Source organism: Leucobacter insecticola (assembly GCF_011382965.1).
In the GTDB taxonomy this organism is placed as follows: Bacteria; Actinomycetota; Actinomycetes; order Actinomycetales; family Microbacteriaceae; genus Leucobacter; species Leucobacter insecticola.
The window spans coordinates 954,352-967,862 of the sequence record NZ_CP049934.1 but is presented as its reverse complement, the minus strand read 5'-3'; the positions used below and the strand labels follow the sequence as shown (position 1 = coordinate 967,862).

At 64.1% G+C, this 13,511-nt stretch carries 14 protein-coding genes; 10 read left to right on the top strand and 4 right to left on the bottom strand.

Going from position 1 to position 13,511, the window contains the following annotated elements; translation table 11 throughout:
* Positions 1-104 precede the first annotated feature (104 nt).
* Positions 105-1,682, bottom strand: coding sequence for an ABC transporter substrate-binding protein (locus G7067_RS04480; protein WP_244301252.1), 1,578 nt, complete (start codon positions 1,680-1,682; stop codon positions 105-107).
* A 302-nt stretch (positions 1,683-1,984) separates the two neighbouring features.
* Here G7067_RS04480 and G7067_RS04475 point away from each other — a divergent pair, with 302 nt between their 5' ends.
* From G7067_RS04475 to G7067_RS04460, 4 genes are all read left to right on the top strand, one after another.
* Positions 1,985-3,178: an Ig-like domain-containing protein gene (locus tag G7067_RS04475; protein ID WP_166322305.1), complete on the top strand. Its 1,194-nt coding sequence runs from the start codon at positions 1,985-1,987 to the stop codon at positions 3,176-3,178.
* The gene (locus tag G7067_RS04470) at positions 3,175-3,501 is read left to right on the top strand and encodes an LPXTG cell wall anchor domain-containing protein (protein WP_166322304.1); all 327 of its coding nucleotides are present in this window, start codon (positions 3,175-3,177) and stop codon (positions 3,499-3,501) included. Before G7067_RS04475 ends, G7067_RS04470 begins: the two co-directional genes overlap by 4 nt.
* Positions 3,502-3,576: 75 nt before the next feature.
* A complete protein-coding gene (locus G7067_RS04465) occupies positions 3,577-3,951 on the top strand; it encodes a DUF2568 domain-containing protein (protein WP_166322303.1) in 375 nt (124 codons plus the stop codon).
* Between the two features lie 57 nt (positions 3,952-4,008).
* Entirely contained in the window at positions 4,009-5,061 is a 1,053-nt protein-coding gene (locus G7067_RS04460) for an LLM class flavin-dependent oxidoreductase (RefSeq protein WP_166322302.1), read from the top strand.
* Positions 5,062-5,177: 116 nt separating this feature from the next.
* On the opposite strand, the gene G7067_RS04455 is transcribed toward G7067_RS04460, so the two are convergent.
* Positions 5,178-6,392, bottom strand: a complete 1,215-nt coding sequence (locus G7067_RS04455; protein ID WP_166322301.1) for an NADP-dependent isocitrate dehydrogenase — start codon at positions 6,390-6,392, stop codon at positions 5,178-5,180.
* Positions 6,393-6,559: 167 nt separating this feature from the next.
* On the opposite strand from G7067_RS04455, the gene G7067_RS04450 reads away from it, so the two are divergent.
* The 4 genes from G7067_RS04450 (at position 6,560) to ppk2 (ending at position 9,423) form a co-directional block, all read left to right on the top strand.
* Positions 6,560-7,468: an ROK family protein gene (locus tag G7067_RS04450; protein WP_166322300.1), complete on the top strand. Its 909-nt coding sequence runs from the start codon at positions 6,560-6,562 to the stop codon at positions 7,466-7,468.
* A 51-nt stretch (positions 7,469-7,519) separates the two neighbouring features.
* The gene (locus G7067_RS04445; protein WP_166322299.1) at positions 7,520-7,972 is read left to right on the top strand and encodes a GNAT family N-acetyltransferase; all 453 of its coding nucleotides are present in this window, start codon (positions 7,520-7,522) and stop codon (positions 7,970-7,972) included.
* A gap of 28 nt (positions 7,973-8,000) precedes the next feature.
* The gene (locus G7067_RS04440) at positions 8,001-8,315 is read left to right on the top strand and encodes a metal-sensitive transcriptional regulator (RefSeq protein ID WP_166322298.1); all 315 of its coding nucleotides are present in this window, start codon (positions 8,001-8,003) and stop codon (positions 8,313-8,315) included.
* Between the two features lie 142 nt (positions 8,316-8,457).
* Positions 8,458-9,423 carry a polyphosphate kinase 2 gene (ppk2, locus tag G7067_RS04435; RefSeq protein ID WP_166322296.1) on the top strand — a complete coding sequence of 322 codons (966 nt, stop codon included), beginning with the start codon at positions 8,458-8,460 and terminating at the stop codon, positions 9,421-9,423.
* A 24-nt stretch (positions 9,424-9,447) separates the two neighbouring features.
* Here the strand turns inward: ppk2 and G7067_RS04430 are convergent, their stop codons facing one another.
* On the bottom strand, positions 9,448-9,951 hold the full coding sequence (locus G7067_RS04430) for a small multidrug efflux protein (protein ID WP_166322294.1): 504 nt from the start codon (positions 9,949-9,951) through the stop codon (positions 9,448-9,450).
* 655 nt (positions 9,952-10,606) lie between these two features.
* Here G7067_RS04430 and G7067_RS14090 point away from each other — a divergent pair.
* Positions 10,607-11,407, top strand: coding sequence for a sensor histidine kinase (locus G7067_RS14090; RefSeq protein ID WP_244301251.1), 801 nt, complete (start codon positions 10,607-10,609; stop codon positions 11,405-11,407).
* Positions 11,404-12,051 (top strand): response regulator transcription factor, encoded by a 648-nt coding sequence (locus tag G7067_RS04420; protein ID WP_166322292.1) that lies wholly within the window; start codon positions 11,404-11,406, stop codon positions 12,049-12,051. Before G7067_RS14090 ends, G7067_RS04420 begins: the two co-directional genes overlap by 4 nt.
* Positions 12,052-12,067: 16 nt before the next feature.
* Here the strand turns inward: G7067_RS04420 and G7067_RS04415 are convergent, their stop codons facing one another.
* Entirely contained in the window at positions 12,068-13,381 is a 1,314-nt protein-coding gene (locus G7067_RS04415; protein ID WP_166322290.1) for a sigma-70 family RNA polymerase sigma factor, read from the bottom strand.
* Positions 13,382-13,511 lie beyond the last annotated feature (130 nt).

The following is a 13,511-nucleotide window of genomic DNA, read 5'->3' as shown; positions in this document are numbered from 1 at the left end:
GCAAGCACCATTCAGTTGTCACGGATGTGTACCAAAACGCCGGGAAGTACATATCCGTGACAACTGAACTGGAATAGTGCGGGCGACGGGCAGCGTGACGAAAGCTACCTCGCCAACCAGGCGTCTTGGAAGCGCACGCTGCCATTCGGGAGCACGGTGAATCCCTGCACCGCTTCGGTCGTGGCTTTCAGGTTTGAGGGGAAGTACAGCGGGATGTAAGGCACCTTCTCGGCGAGGATCTGCTGGATCTCCCGATATATTGCCTCGCGCTTTTCACCGTCGGGAGTCTCGCGTCCCTCGTGCATGAGTTCGGTCACCCGCGCGTCGGTGAAGTGGGTCCAATAGGACTTGCTGAAACCCTCGGGGTCAGCCTGGAAGGTGATAAAGCCGTTGGGATCCGGCGCGTCCGACTGTCCGTTGTTGATCATCATGTCGAAGTCGTAGGCGAAGAAACGTTCACGGAACACCGCGATATCGAGCTGCTCGATCTTGACGGTGATCCCGATCTCGGCGAGTGATTCTTGGATGACCTGAGCGATCTGGGCGCGCTGAGAGTTGCCGCTCGGGATCAGCAGCGTGGTTTCGAATCCGTCTGGATACGCAGACTCCGCGAGTTCCTTCTTGGCGGCAGCGACATCGAAGTCGAGCGCGATCCCCTTCTCACCGTTGGCTGAATAGAGGATGGTGGGCGGTAGCAGCACGTTCGCCGTTTCGGCGGTACCGAAGCCCGTGGCGGCGGTGATCCCCTCGCGGTCGAGCGCGTGGGCGATGGCGCGCCGCACGTGCTCGTCGGCAAACTGTTCACGCTGGGTGTTGAAGAAGACCTGCTCGGTCGACCAGGCCTTGGTCTTGCTGAGTACCGTGTTTGCCGCACCCTCGACCTCGGCAGCGTTGGCGGCAGGAACCGTGTCGATCGCATCGATCTGTCCGGCGGCGAGCTGCTGGCGAAGCTGCGTATCATCGGCGATGAACTTGTAGACGAGGCCGTCGAGGTAGGGCTTACCTTCTTGCCAGTAGTGCTCGTTCTTCACGAAGCTGATGTCGCCATTCGGATCCCACTCGTTCACGACGAATGGCCCGGTGCCGACGGGCTTCTTGAAGAACTCCTCTTCGCTTTTGCCGCCGAAATTGGCGGGGAAGATCCCGTTCGCGAAGCCGGAGAGCTCGGATAGAAATGGCGTGTACGGACCCGACAGCGTAATGACAACACCGCGATCCCCACTCGCTTCGATTGATTCGATGGGTGCCGTGAGCGGCAGCGGTCCGCCGACCTCGAGGTGGCGCTCGAGCGAGAAGAGCACGTCTTCCGGGGTGACGGCCTCACCGTTAGAAAAGGACACGCCATCGCGCAGGGTGAAGGTGTAGACGAGGCCGTCATCGTCGACCTCGTAGTCGGCGAGCCAGGGAATGATCTCGCCGTTGTCATCGAAACTCACGAGCGGCTCGAAGATCTTGTCGATCGCAAAGGCGTTGTTGGCGGTGATCTGCTGGTTCAGGTCGAGATTGTTCACCGCTGCAGTGCGGCCGAAAGTGAGCGTGCCGCCGGCGACCGGGGATCCTCCACCCGCGCCCGGTGCCGGGCTCGCGGCCGCGGAACATGCGCTCAATAGCAGCACGGCAGCGAGGGCAGCGGCGGCGACTGCGGCGAAACTCAGCCGAGTGCGGGTCTGGTGGTGTGGCACGGGTGGTCCTCTCGGGGTACGACAGCTTCGTGGTCTATCTGAATAAGCTAACCGAGAAGTTTCCGATGAACCACTTGTGCGCCCCTCCGCTAAACCACGCCTTGCGAAGATTCCTTCCGGGCGCTTTCTCCACACCACACGCCTCAAGGGAGCGCGGCAGGATTTTCCTGTGAACATCTGTGCAAAGTTGTTTCTTTTGTGATGCAAGATCTAAGATCATTTGGTTGATAACGACACGACAAGACAGACATTCCTGACCCTGTTGTGTGCGTATTGAATACCTATCTGAAAGTTCTGAATTCATGGGCCTCCTCAAGCGTCTTTTCGCCGGCGCCGGCGCAGCGATCTTCCTCATCGCCGGCAGCATTGCCGGGACAGCCGCAGCACACGCCGCCGTTGTCCCCTCGGCCATCACTTCCGTCTCTATCGAGCAGACGATGGCCATCAAATATGATTTCCTCACGATCCACCTGGGCTGGGCAGTTCCCGACGGCGCAGAAGAGGGCGACACCTTCAGCGTCACCCTTCCCGAAGAACTCCGCGCCGTCGGATCAGATTTCACGCTCACCGACGGATCCGGAGCGGTCGTCGCAACCGCGACCATGTCCGGAAGCACCGTGACCTTCACCCTGACGGACTACGTTGCCACGCACGCCAATACCCACGGCGACGCAACCATCCGGGCCCAGTTCTTTAGCGATGCGGCAGACAACACCTCGGTCCCGCTACGCTTCGTGACGGGCGACGGCGACGCATTTGATCTGTCGATCTTTAAGTACGCGGTCACCCCGATCGACCGCTCGCAGCCAGCAAAGGCCGCCTCCTGGATGGACCTGCAGGATCAGGGCATCACCAAACCGCAGAACGCGATCTGGTGGCAGGTCGCCGCCCCCAGGGGTCCGTCAACCACGACGCGCTTCACCGACACGCTCGGGCCGGGGATGAAGATGGACTGCGCGATGGGCTTTATGTCCACCTTCGAGGTGCAGCCATCTACGGGCTACCTCATCAACCAGGTCGACATCGATCCCAGCCGCGTCACCGTTCACAGCTGCACCGACACGGGATTTGACGTTTCAATCTCAGGTGCCCAGCCCGGTGAGATTCTCTCAGTCGGGTACTTCACCTCGCTCACTGATCAGTGGCTCGCCGACTACTCCAACACGGCCACGGTGACCCAGGATTCGGGATCCCAGATCGCCTCTTCCTCGATCCAGCGCTACAGCTCGGGCGGCTCCGGCGCCGGGAACAACCTCGGCCAGCTGACGGTCACGAAGGCATACGCGGGCGACGGGATCGCGCTGGCGAAGGGGCCGTTTAAGGTGCTCGTTGACTGCCAGAACGGCGGGAGCGCGGTGAACGGCTTCCCCCGCACCCTGAGCTTTGAGAACGCGGGATCGCAGTCGCTGGTGCTGCCGTTCGGTACGGTCTGCACCGCCGATGAAACGGATATCGGCAATGCCACCGCGAGCGACATCACCCCGCCGCCGGTGTGACCATCAGCGACACCCCGGCTGAGATCACGGTCACGAATACCTTTACGGCTCCGCCAACGGTCGTAGCTCCTGGCGGCGAAGAAACCACACAGAAGGGCGGATCGACGGGGCCTTCAACGACGCCGGCAGCGCCTGCACCGGCAGCGCCAGCAGACACTTCCGCTTCGGCAACACCGAACAGCGCGAAGTCCGAGGGCGGTCTCGCCGTCACCGGCGGCGAATCCCCGATCGCCGCCGCGGTGGCTGGTTTTGGCCTGCTGCTCGCTGCCGGAGGGATCTGGTCACTGTCACGCCGAGCACCTCGCACGGCAGGGCGCGTGTAACCCACGCTTATTCCAGCAGGGGCCGTGGCGTTCGGGATGACCGAGCTCCACGGCCCCTGCCGGTACACTTGACGGGTGACCAGCAATCCCGATTCCACACCAACCCCCTCAGTCCGCGCCGCCTCAGTACTGGTGCTCTCGCGAGGGCTGTTTCACCTGATCGCGATTGCGGCGGTGACCGTGTGGGGACTACTCGCCTGGCCATTACCCTTCCCCGGGATCCTGACCGGTCTCGGATTCCTCGTGCTGTCGGTGCTCGTGTGGGCGCTCTTCCTGTCGCCGCGCCCTGTGCTGCGCACCGATCGCTTCGGGCAGGCCCTCGTTGAGCTGCTGCTGCTCGCGGCCGCTGTCGCGGCGTTGCTCGACTTCGGAGTCTTCTGGGTGTGGGCCGCACTCTTCGGCGTGGCGGCTGCGGTAGTCGGCTTCCTCGCGTCTACGCCCCGCCGCTGACACGCGTGCCGCACACACGCGCGGAATACAATGTGAGTCGCCGCGGTTCTTACATGCATGAGCATTCAATCTGAAGCGCACGACCTCGTTCTCGGCCTCGACACCTTCGGCGACACCACCCTCGACCCCAGCGGCGATCCCAAAAGCCACGCCCAGGTCATCCGCGACGTCGTCGAACAGGCAGTGCTCGCCGACCGCCTCGGCATCGACGCGATCACCCTCGGCGAGCACCACCGCGACGACTTCGCACTGAGCTCACCGGAAATCGCGCTCGCGGCGATCGCCGGCAAGACGGAGCGAATCCTGCTCGGCACCGGAGTGACCGTGCTTTCGAGCGACGACCCGGTGCGCGTGTACGAACGCTTCGCGACTCTTGATGCGGTGTCGAACGGACGCGCGGAGGTGATCCTGGGCCGAGGTTCCTTCACTGAGTCGTTTCCGCTGTTTGGCTACGACCTGCAAGACTACGACGCGCTGTTCTCAGAGAAACTCGAGCTGTTCACTCGTCTGCGCAGCGAAGGACCGGTGACCTGGTCGGGCCGACACCGCAGCCCCCTTGTCGACCAGGAGATTTTCCCGAAGACCGAACAGCCAAACGGCGTGCAGGCGTGGATCGGCGTTGGTGGCAGTCCGCAGTCGGTGTTGCGCAGCGTGCAGGTCGGCATCCCGATGATGCTCGCGATTATTGGCGGTGATCCTGGCCGATTCCTGCCCTTCGCAAATCTGTACCGGCAGACCCAGGACGAGCTGGGCCGCGAACAGATGCCCCTCGGCGTGCACTCGCCCGGGCATATCGCAGCGAGCGACGCCGAGGCTCGGGATCAGCTCTGGCCGCACTTCGAAACGAACCGCAACCGCATCGGGGCCGAACGCGGCTGGCCCGCGACAACCCGCACCGAATTTGAACGCGAGGCAGATTCGGGATCGCTGTACGTCGGCTCCCCCGAGACCGTCGCGCAGCGGATCGCGGCGACCGTGCGCACGCTGGGCGCGAACCGCTTCGACCTCAAGTATTCAAACGGCACCATGCCACACGAGCAGCTGATGTCGAGCATCGAGCTTTACGGCACTGTCGTGATCCCGCGGGTGCGCGAGCTACTGGCGGAATAAAACCTGCGGGGCGTCGGCGCACTCAAGCACCAACGCCCCGCAGCTAAACAGAAGCTCTATGCCAACTCGCGCAGTAGCGCGACCACGTTTGGCGGGGAAACGCGCTGCGTTTCCCTCTATGCCAAACGTGCTTGCAGGTTCTCGTCGATCGCGGCGAGGAACTCCTCGGTCGTGAGGTACGCCTGATCCGGGCCGACCAGCAGCGCGAGATCCTTCGTCATCTTGCCCGACTCAACGGTCTTGATCACGACATCCTCAAGAGCGAGCGCGAACTCGATCAGCGCGTCGTTGCCGTCGAGCTTGCCGCGGTGCTGCAGGCCACGGGTCCACGCGAAGATCGAGGCGATCGGGTTCGTGGAGGTGGGCTTACCCTGCTGGTGCTGGCGGTAGTGGCGGGTGACGGTGCCGTGCGCGGCCTCCGCCTCAACAACCTTGCCGTCCGGCGTCGCGAGCACAGACGTCATGAGGCCGAGCGACCCAAAGCCCTGCGCCACGGTGTCCGACTGCACGTCACCGTCGTAGTTCTTGCAAGCCCAGACGTAGCCACCCTCCCACTTCATGGCCGAGGCGACCATGTCGTCGATGAGGCGGTGCTCGTAGGTGAGGCCAGCTGCCTCAAACTGCTCCTTGAACTCGGCGTCGTAGATCTCCTGGAAGATGTCCTTGAAACGGCCATCGTAGGCCTTCAGGATCGTGTTCTTCGTGGAGAGGTAGACCGGGTACTTGCGGCCGAGGCCGTAGTTGAGCGAGGCGCGAGCGAAGTCGCGGATCGACTCGTCGAGGTTGTACTGCACCTGCGCGACGCCGTCGCCGGGCGAGTGGTAGACCTCAAACTTCTGCGGCTCCGAGCCGTCATCGGGCGTGAACTCGACGGTCAGCTTTCCCTCGCCGGCGAAGCGGAAATCGGTGGCTCGGTACTGATCACCGAAGGCGTGGCGGCCGATGATGATCGGCTTGTTCCAGCCGGGCACCAGACGCGGGATGTTCGAGATGATGATCGGCTCGCGGAAGATCACGCCGCCGAGAATGTTGCGGATCGTGCCGTTCGGGCTCCGCCACATCTTCTTCAGGCCGAACTCCTCGACGCGCGCCTCATCGGGCGTGATCGTCGCGCACTTGACGCCAACGCCGTGCTTCTGGATCGCGTGCGCCGCATCGATGGTGACCTGGTCGTTGGTCTCATCGCGGTACTCGATGCCGAGATCGTAGTACTCGAGCGTGAGATCGAGATAGGGGTGGATCAGGCGGTCCTTAATGAACTGCCAGATAATGCGAGTCATCTCGTCGCCGTCGAGCTCGACGACCGTACCTTCAACCTTGATCTTCGCCAACGCGTCTCCCATTGTCTGTGATGTATTAAGCCGCGTTCCATCCTACCCGAGAATCGGACTTTATCTTGACGTCAAGATAATGCAGCGCCTCTGGCCGCGGTTCTTCCCCGGATTCAACTCCGGTGGCGGCACGCACAGCTACGCTGGAGTCAGGAGGAAGCACACCCATGACACCAGAACCCTGCGCCCGCATCGGCATCGACATCGGCGGCACCTCTACTGAGGCCTTGATGCTCAATGACCGCGGCAGCATCGAGGCCGAAGTCCAACTCGACACGGAGCCCGGCATCGAGGCCGTGCTTGACACCGTCGAACGTGCCGTCGCGATCCTCTCCGAACGGAGTGGCCGCAGCCTCAGCGATTTCGTGTCGCTCGGGATCGGGATCCCCGGCCAGGTCGATCACGAGCGCGGGATCGTGCGCCATGCCTACAACATCGGCGTCGACGAGCTCGCTCTCGCGAGTGCTGTGCAGGGACGGATCGGGATCCCAGTTTCCCTCGACAACGACGTCACCGCCGCCGCAATCGGCGCGGCACAGCTGATGCAGCTTGATGGCTCAGTCGCCTACCTTAATCTGGGCACGGGGATCGCGGCTGGCTTCGTCATCGACGGTCAGCCCATGCGCGGTGCACACGGCGTCACCGGAGAAATCGGCCACCTCGCGATCGATCCGCGGGGTCGGGCATGCCCGTGCGGTCAGCGCGGCTGTCTCGAAACGGTGGCGAGCGGATCCGCGCTGAGGTCGTTTTGGCGCGCGGATGCGAACGGCCGGCTCCTCATGTCCGAGCTTGCGGCGGGCGATCCTGGAGCGGAAGACGCCTTCGAAGCGCTCGTCACGGGCGCAGCAACGGCGGTGCGGCTGCTGGTGCTGACGCTTGACCCGCACACCGTGGTAATCGGTGGGGGCCTACGCATGCTGGGCGCCCCGCTTCTCGACGGGATCCGCGACACCCTCGATGCGTGGGCGGCGGCATCTCCGTTCCTTGCAAACCTCAACATGAGCGCCAGGATCCTCCCCCTGCCGGCCAATTCCCCCGCCGCCGCGGTGGGGGCCGCCCTCTCCTACCGCGGCTAGCCTCCCCCTCGCAGAGCTTGCGCATCGCCGAAGACACGTTAGCCTGGAAGCATGAGCACTCTCCGACTTGAAGAACTCTCCGCCGCGACCATCGTCGCCGTCAATAAGCTCGGCCTAAAGCCCGGTCAGGAACAGTTCGTCACGCCGGTCTCCTACGCGGCCGCCGCGGCGGTCACCCCAGCGCACACCGCCTGGCAGCGCGTGGTGCTCGAAAACGATCGTGTCGTCGGCTTCATTCACGGCAACTTTGACCCCGATGCTCCGCAGGAGGAATTCCGTGCGGCACTGTGGCGCATAAACGTCGATGCCGACGCGCAGGGCATGGGTGTCGGCACCTTCGCGGTGAACGCGCTGATTGAAGAGGCCCGGGCCCGCGGGGTGGATCGCCTCACGGTGCTGTGGGAGCGCGGCGAAGATGGACCGGAAGAGTTCTTCCTCCACATCGGCTTTGTTCCGATCGGCGAGACTCCGTACGGTGAAGTCATCGGAGCCATTCAGCTGTAAAGCGCGCGTCTGCGTGTATGGTGCTGACATGAGTGAGACAAGCGACTCGGTCACGGCACACGAGGGTCACGGCTATGTCGGGCACAAAGAAGACCTCCTGAAGCGTCTGCGCCGGGCGGAGGGACAGGTTCGAGGCGTGCATCGCATGGTCGAGGAGGATCAATACTGCCTCGACATTTTGACGCAGGTTTCCGCGGCGACGAAAGCGCTTGAACGCGTCGCGCTCGTCCTGCTTGACGACCACCTGAGTCACTGCGTCGCGACGGCGGCGGAAGAGGGCGGCGAGGTTGCGGCCGCGAAACTGCAGGAGGCTTCGGCAGCGATTGCGCGGCTGGTGCGATAGCGGGATCCCGGGCGACAAGCGCCCCCCCAGATTTGGAGGGTTGGCCCAGTCGAATCGCTGCTTCTCTATGTAAATCCGTAGAATAGGAAGAATGGCGCGCGCCGAAAACTGCCGCCTATTCACCCAGCGAAGGATGCCGCGTATGACCAACGATCCCACCCCGACATCGAACACCCCAGAATTTGAACTCGCAGAGCCGGGTCAGGTGGACGTCACCCCCGAAATCGATGAGATCAGTGAACTCCTCCGCGAAGACGCTCCCGACGACAACAACGGCCCCGACGCCGCGTGGCGCCAGGGATACCCGTATTCCGAGAAGATCTCACGGAAGTCCTACGAGAAGCAGAAGCGTAAGCTGCAGATCGAGCTGCTGAAGTTGCAGGCGTGGGTGAAGGAGTCGGGCGAGCGGATCGTGATCCTGTTTGAGGGCCGCGACGCCGCGGGCAAGGGTGGCGCGATCAAGCGGTTCACCGAGCACATGAATCCTCGTGGCGCGCGGGTCGTGGCGCTCGAGATTCCGACGGAGCGTGAACAGACGCAGTGGTTCTTCCAGCGTTATGTGCAGCACCTGCCTGCGGCGGGCGAACTCGTGCTGTTCGACCGTTCCTGGTACAACCGCGCTGGTGTCGAGCGCGTCATGGGCTATTGCACGCCGCAGCAGTACCTGGAGTTCACGCGTTCCGCTCCCGAGTTCGAGCGCATGCTCGTGAACTCGGGCATCCACCTCATCAAGTTCTGGTTCTCGGTCGGCAAGGCGGAGCAGCGCGAGCGCTTCGTTTCGCGATCGCAGGATCGCGTCAAGCAGTGGAAGCTCTCCCCGACCGACCTCGCAAGTTTTGACAAGTGGGATGACTACACGGCTGCGAAGGAGGCGATGTTCTTCTACACGGACACCCCTCACGCTCCCTGGACCGTCGTCAAGTCGAACGACAAGAAGCGTGCGCGCCTGGAGGCGATGCGCTGGGTGCTCTCGCGCTTCGACTACCCGGACAAGGACGAGTCGGTTGTTGGCACCCCTGATCCGAAGCTGATCGGCTCACCCTCGACGGTGTACGACGAGGGCGAGGCCCCGACCGGCACCTTCCCGGTCGTGACCCCGGGGTCGTAACGCCCCGGGTGTGGGCCCTGGCGGTTAGCTGACCGCGGTCAGGATCCCGCTGAAGACTGCTGCGGTGATGACGGTCCAGCCAACAATCGCGACTGCCTGCCAGATCAGGATCCGGGAGCGAGTAACCCCTGATGCCGCCAGCATGGTGGCGGTGACCTGCGTCGGCAGCAGCAGCGGGCCCAGCAGGCTCACGCCCGGCACGCCGTAGCGCTCGAACGCGCGCTGAAACTTTTGGCGACGCGCCGATGGTGTCTTGCGGGGAACCTCAAGATCACCGCGCGCACCCTCGCGAGCGAGCACCGCGGCGCGCGCACGCGAACCCAGCATGACGAGCACGGCGACGCAAATGAAGTTGCCGACGATCGCTGCGGCCGTGGCAACCACCGCGTTCATGCCCCCGGCCAGCCCGATAATCGCCCCTCCGTGTCCCTCGACGTAGGGCACGGCGCCGGCCGCGCCTATGATGAGCGGCTGCACCAGTTCGTGCACCTGGCCGAGCAGATCCTGGAAGGTATCGATAAGGGTCATAGTGTTGCTCCTTGTTGTTATGGTGACTGCTGTGATGGTGATTGCTGCCGTTTGGCACATCTATAGTTCATCGCCTGCGCACCCCTGGCGTAAGTGAGTGGCCGTCACCTCTTTGCGGGCATTTCGCACACGCGAGCAGTGACATTTGTCATGCGTCTAGGGTTGTAGGGGCACGGCGAAAACCAAAACGAGCACGCGAACGAGAGAGGAGCAACATGACGGCGGCCCTCGCGCATGATGAGACGCACTCCCCCACGTCAAGTCTGCGTCTGACGAAGAACATCTCGGCGACCTGGTGGTACACGGCGAGCGCGATCGTCGTGTTCGAACTCATGCTCATCATCAGCTGGACCGCTGTTCTGCTTGGCGGCAACGCGGGCACAGGCACAGGGCCGGAACTGCCGATCCTCGTCGTGTTCCTCGGGGGCCTCGTCTGGCTCGGCGCGACCTTTCCCCTTCTGACGCGCTACCGCCGCAGGGGCGACAGCGTCTCAGGCACTCGCTGGACCGGACTCATCGCACCGCTCGCGATGGCTGCGGGCTTCGGCCTCCTCGCCGGATCGGTGACCGGTTCGGGGCTGGTGGCTCTCGCCCCGCTTGCCCAGTCACTCGCGCTCCTTGATTGGCCCTCGGGGTCCGACTCAGGGTCGTTTTGGTGCTCACGGCGATCCTCACTGTGCTGGCCGTCGTCGATGCCAAGATCGGGGCCGGGCCGACATCATGGCCGGGATCCGAGCAGGTGCCGATGCAGCAGTGGCTGCTGTGGAGCGCGTTCGCGATTCTGCTCCCCACGGTCACGGCGATATCGCTGTGGTGGTGGGATGTGGTACTTGATCTTGACCGGGCTCGCGCGGCCGAGGCCAGATTGGCGGCGACTCAGGAGCGCCTCAGGGTCGCAGGCGACGTACACGATCTGCAGGGGCACCACCTGCAGGTGCTCGCACTGCAGTTGGAGCTCACGGAGCGCCTCGCCGCCACCGATATTGAGGCCGCGCTTGAACAACTGCGGGCCGCGCGCTTGAGCGTCACGGCGGCGCAGCAGGGCACTCGGGATCTCGCCCACCAGTTTCAGTCGGTGCCGCTCGGCGACGAGATCGCGAACGCGGCCGATCTGCTCAGAGCTGCGGGGGCGAAGGTCAAATTGACGGTGGTAGGCGACTGCGAGGGCGCCCCCGCGGGCGTGCTTGGCCCGGTGATCCGCGAGACCACTACCAACGTACTTCGTCACGGCGGAGGCGCGTGGGCGAGGCTGAGTCTCAACAACGCTGGGGGTGAGTGGCGGTATTCGATCAGCAACGATGCTGGGGATGCTTCACTGGCAGCAGCAGGATCAGCGGCAGGATCCGGGCTTCGCGGCATCGCGCGGCGCGTTGAAGAGGCAGGAGGCTCGGTCGAGGTGGATCGCGGCAAGCAAGATTTCACCGTGTCAGTTGTGCTCCCGGGGGACGCTCGATGAATCAACGCACGACGGATCGCAGCTCGGCGCAGGAGACCACCAAGATCCGGGTACTGCTCGCGGACGATGAGGGCATGATCCGCTCCGCCCTCGCAGCGCTCTTGACACTCGAGGGTGACATCGAGATCATTGCGAGTTGCGCGGACGGCGAGGAGGCGGTCACCGAGGCGCTGCGTCTGCAGCCGGATATCTGCCTGCTCGATCTTGATATGCCGGGCCACGATGGCGTTGAGGTCGCGGAGCGCCTGCGGCGGGAGATCACGGCCCGGTGCATCATCGTGACACGCCATGCCCGGCCCGGCGTGCTGCGGCGGGCCCTCGGGGTCGGTGTCGCGGGGTTCTTGCCGAAGTCACGTGACGCCTCGGAGGTGGCGGCCGTTATTCGGCAGGTTGCAGGAGGCGCGCGCTACGTCGATCCCGAGATCGCCGCCGATGCTCTGACCGCGGAGCGCTGCCCGCTCACCGATCGCGAACTCGATGTGTTGCGGGCCGGTCAGCGCGGGGAGACGACGGCGCAGATCGCGAGGGCGCTGTCGCTCGCGCCCGGCACGGTGCGCAATCACCTTTCGGCGGTGCTCGGCAAGCTCGGTGTGCCGGGTCGCCAGCAGGCGGTGCATCTCGCTTCGGAGCGCGGCTGGCTGTAGGCGGAGCCGGCGGACGCTATCGCTTCGGGATCGTGAACGTCTTGGTCTCGCTGCGTGTGCCGAGCGTCAACTCGACCCGCAATTGCCCCGGGCGGGTGAGGATCGTCACCTGGGTGTCGCGCACCGAGAACGGCTCAAGTACCTCGGTGTCTCCCTGCCAGGCGCGTACTTCGCAGGTGCCGCCGCCGGTGTTGGTGGTGACGAGTTTTGCGAGCACGGCTCCTGATGTGACGGTTTTGAAGTCGAGCGTGCATGTCGCTCCCCCGGCGCCGTCGGCGCCTGATCCCTCTTGTACGGTGATCCTGTCGGACTGGGATCCGGTGTCTCCCCGCCCGGCAGCGCCCGCGATCAGGATCCCGCCGATGGCGGCGAGGGCGATGACCCCCGCAGCGAGTCCGGCCCACGCCCACGGGGCGAGCGTCGGCAACCCGGCAAGTGCGGCGGCACGGGTGCCGTTGCTGAGGCCGGGCAGCACCACGCTCGCGGCGACGCCTGCGAGGGCGGGCGCGATGGTCTTCTTGTTGAAGCGTTGCGCGAGACTGTCAAGTTCCAGGTGCGTCGAGCTGCACGTCTCGCATCCCGCCATGTGCGCGTTGAGCAGGCGCTGTTTGCCTCGAGTCAATTTCCCGGTGGCGCTGAGTTTTGCGAGATCCGGGGCAAACTCCTGACATTCGGCTGAGCCTGATCCGCTGCGCGCGGACGCGATTTCGCTCAGGTATTCTTTGCGCAGCCCGTCCCTGGCGCGTTTGTAGAGTTCAACTCCGGCGGCGGCTTTCAGCCCGAGGGCTTGGGCGCTTTCGGCGCTGCTGCGCTGTTCGACGACGCGGAGAAAGATGATGTGCCGCCAGCGTTCGGGGAGCCGCTGGAAGGCGTCAACGATTTCGACGTCTTCGCCTTCTTCGAGACCGGAGTGGGCTTCGGCGTCTTGCCCCGACTGTTCGGCAAGTTGCGGCTCGTAGAGCGTGAAGTCGGCGATGCTCTCGGTGCGGTTGTGTTCGCTGTACCAGTTGAGCGCGATACTGCGGATCGTGGCCCGCAGGTAGTAGCGAAAGTTTTCGGTGGGGCCTTTGCCGCGGTCGATGAGCTCGAATATCTTCGCGAAGGCCTCTGCGACGAAGTCTTCGGCGGTGGCGTGATCGGTGACGGCGTCTTTGGCCGCGATCAGCGCATCATCGTAGTAGAGGGTGTAGAGCTTTTCCCCGGCGGTGGTGTCGCCGTAACGGTAGGCAGAAAGCAGTTCCAGGTCGCGCTCACGCCGGATCGCGGCTACTCGTTCTGGTGTTTCGCCGGGTGCTCCGGGCGCTCCAGATTCATCTGTCGTTTCCCCCATGTGTCTTCCTGTCGAGGCAGTCATACCGCCATCCTCATATCCCCTCAGTGTAACCCGCTTTGCGCCGCCGGTTGAGTGGTCCCTCCACCAGCAACGCACAGAACCCCGCGGTGGCCGTTGGGGGAACAAC

Bases quoted from the DNA above. Each gene is read 5' to 3' on its own strand.
- G7067_RS04440 (WP_166322298.1), top strand. From the start codon at position 8,001: ATGAGTGAGACAAGCGACTCGGTCACGGCACACGAGGGTCACGGCTAT.
- G7067_RS04450 (WP_166322300.1), top strand. From the start codon at position 6,560: ATGACACCAGAACCCTGCGCCCGCATCGGCATCGACATCGGCGGCACC.
- G7067_RS04445 (WP_166322299.1), top strand. From the start codon at position 7,520: ATGAGCACTCTCCGACTTGAAGAACTCTCCGCCGCGACCATCGTCGCC.
- G7067_RS04430 (WP_166322294.1), bottom strand. From the start codon at position 9,951: ATGACCCTTATCGATACCTTCCAGGATCTGCTCGGCCAGGTGCACGAA.
- G7067_RS04475 (WP_166322305.1), top strand. From the start codon at position 1,985: ATGGGCCTCCTCAAGCGTCTTTTCGCCGGCGCCGGCGCAGCGATCTTC.
- G7067_RS04420 (WP_166322292.1), top strand. From the start codon at position 11,404: ATGAATCAACGCACGACGGATCGCAGCTCGGCGCAGGAGACCACCAAG.
- G7067_RS04415 (WP_166322290.1), bottom strand. From the start codon at position 13,381: ATGGGGGAAACGACAGATGAATCTGGAGCGCCCGGAGCACCCGGCGAA.
- G7067_RS04460 (WP_166322302.1), top strand. From the start codon at position 4,009: ATGAGCATTCAATCTGAAGCGCACGACCTCGTTCTCGGCCTCGACACC.
- ppk2 (WP_166322296.1), top strand. From the start codon at position 8,458: ATGACCAACGATCCCACCCCGACATCGAACACCCCAGAATTTGAACTC.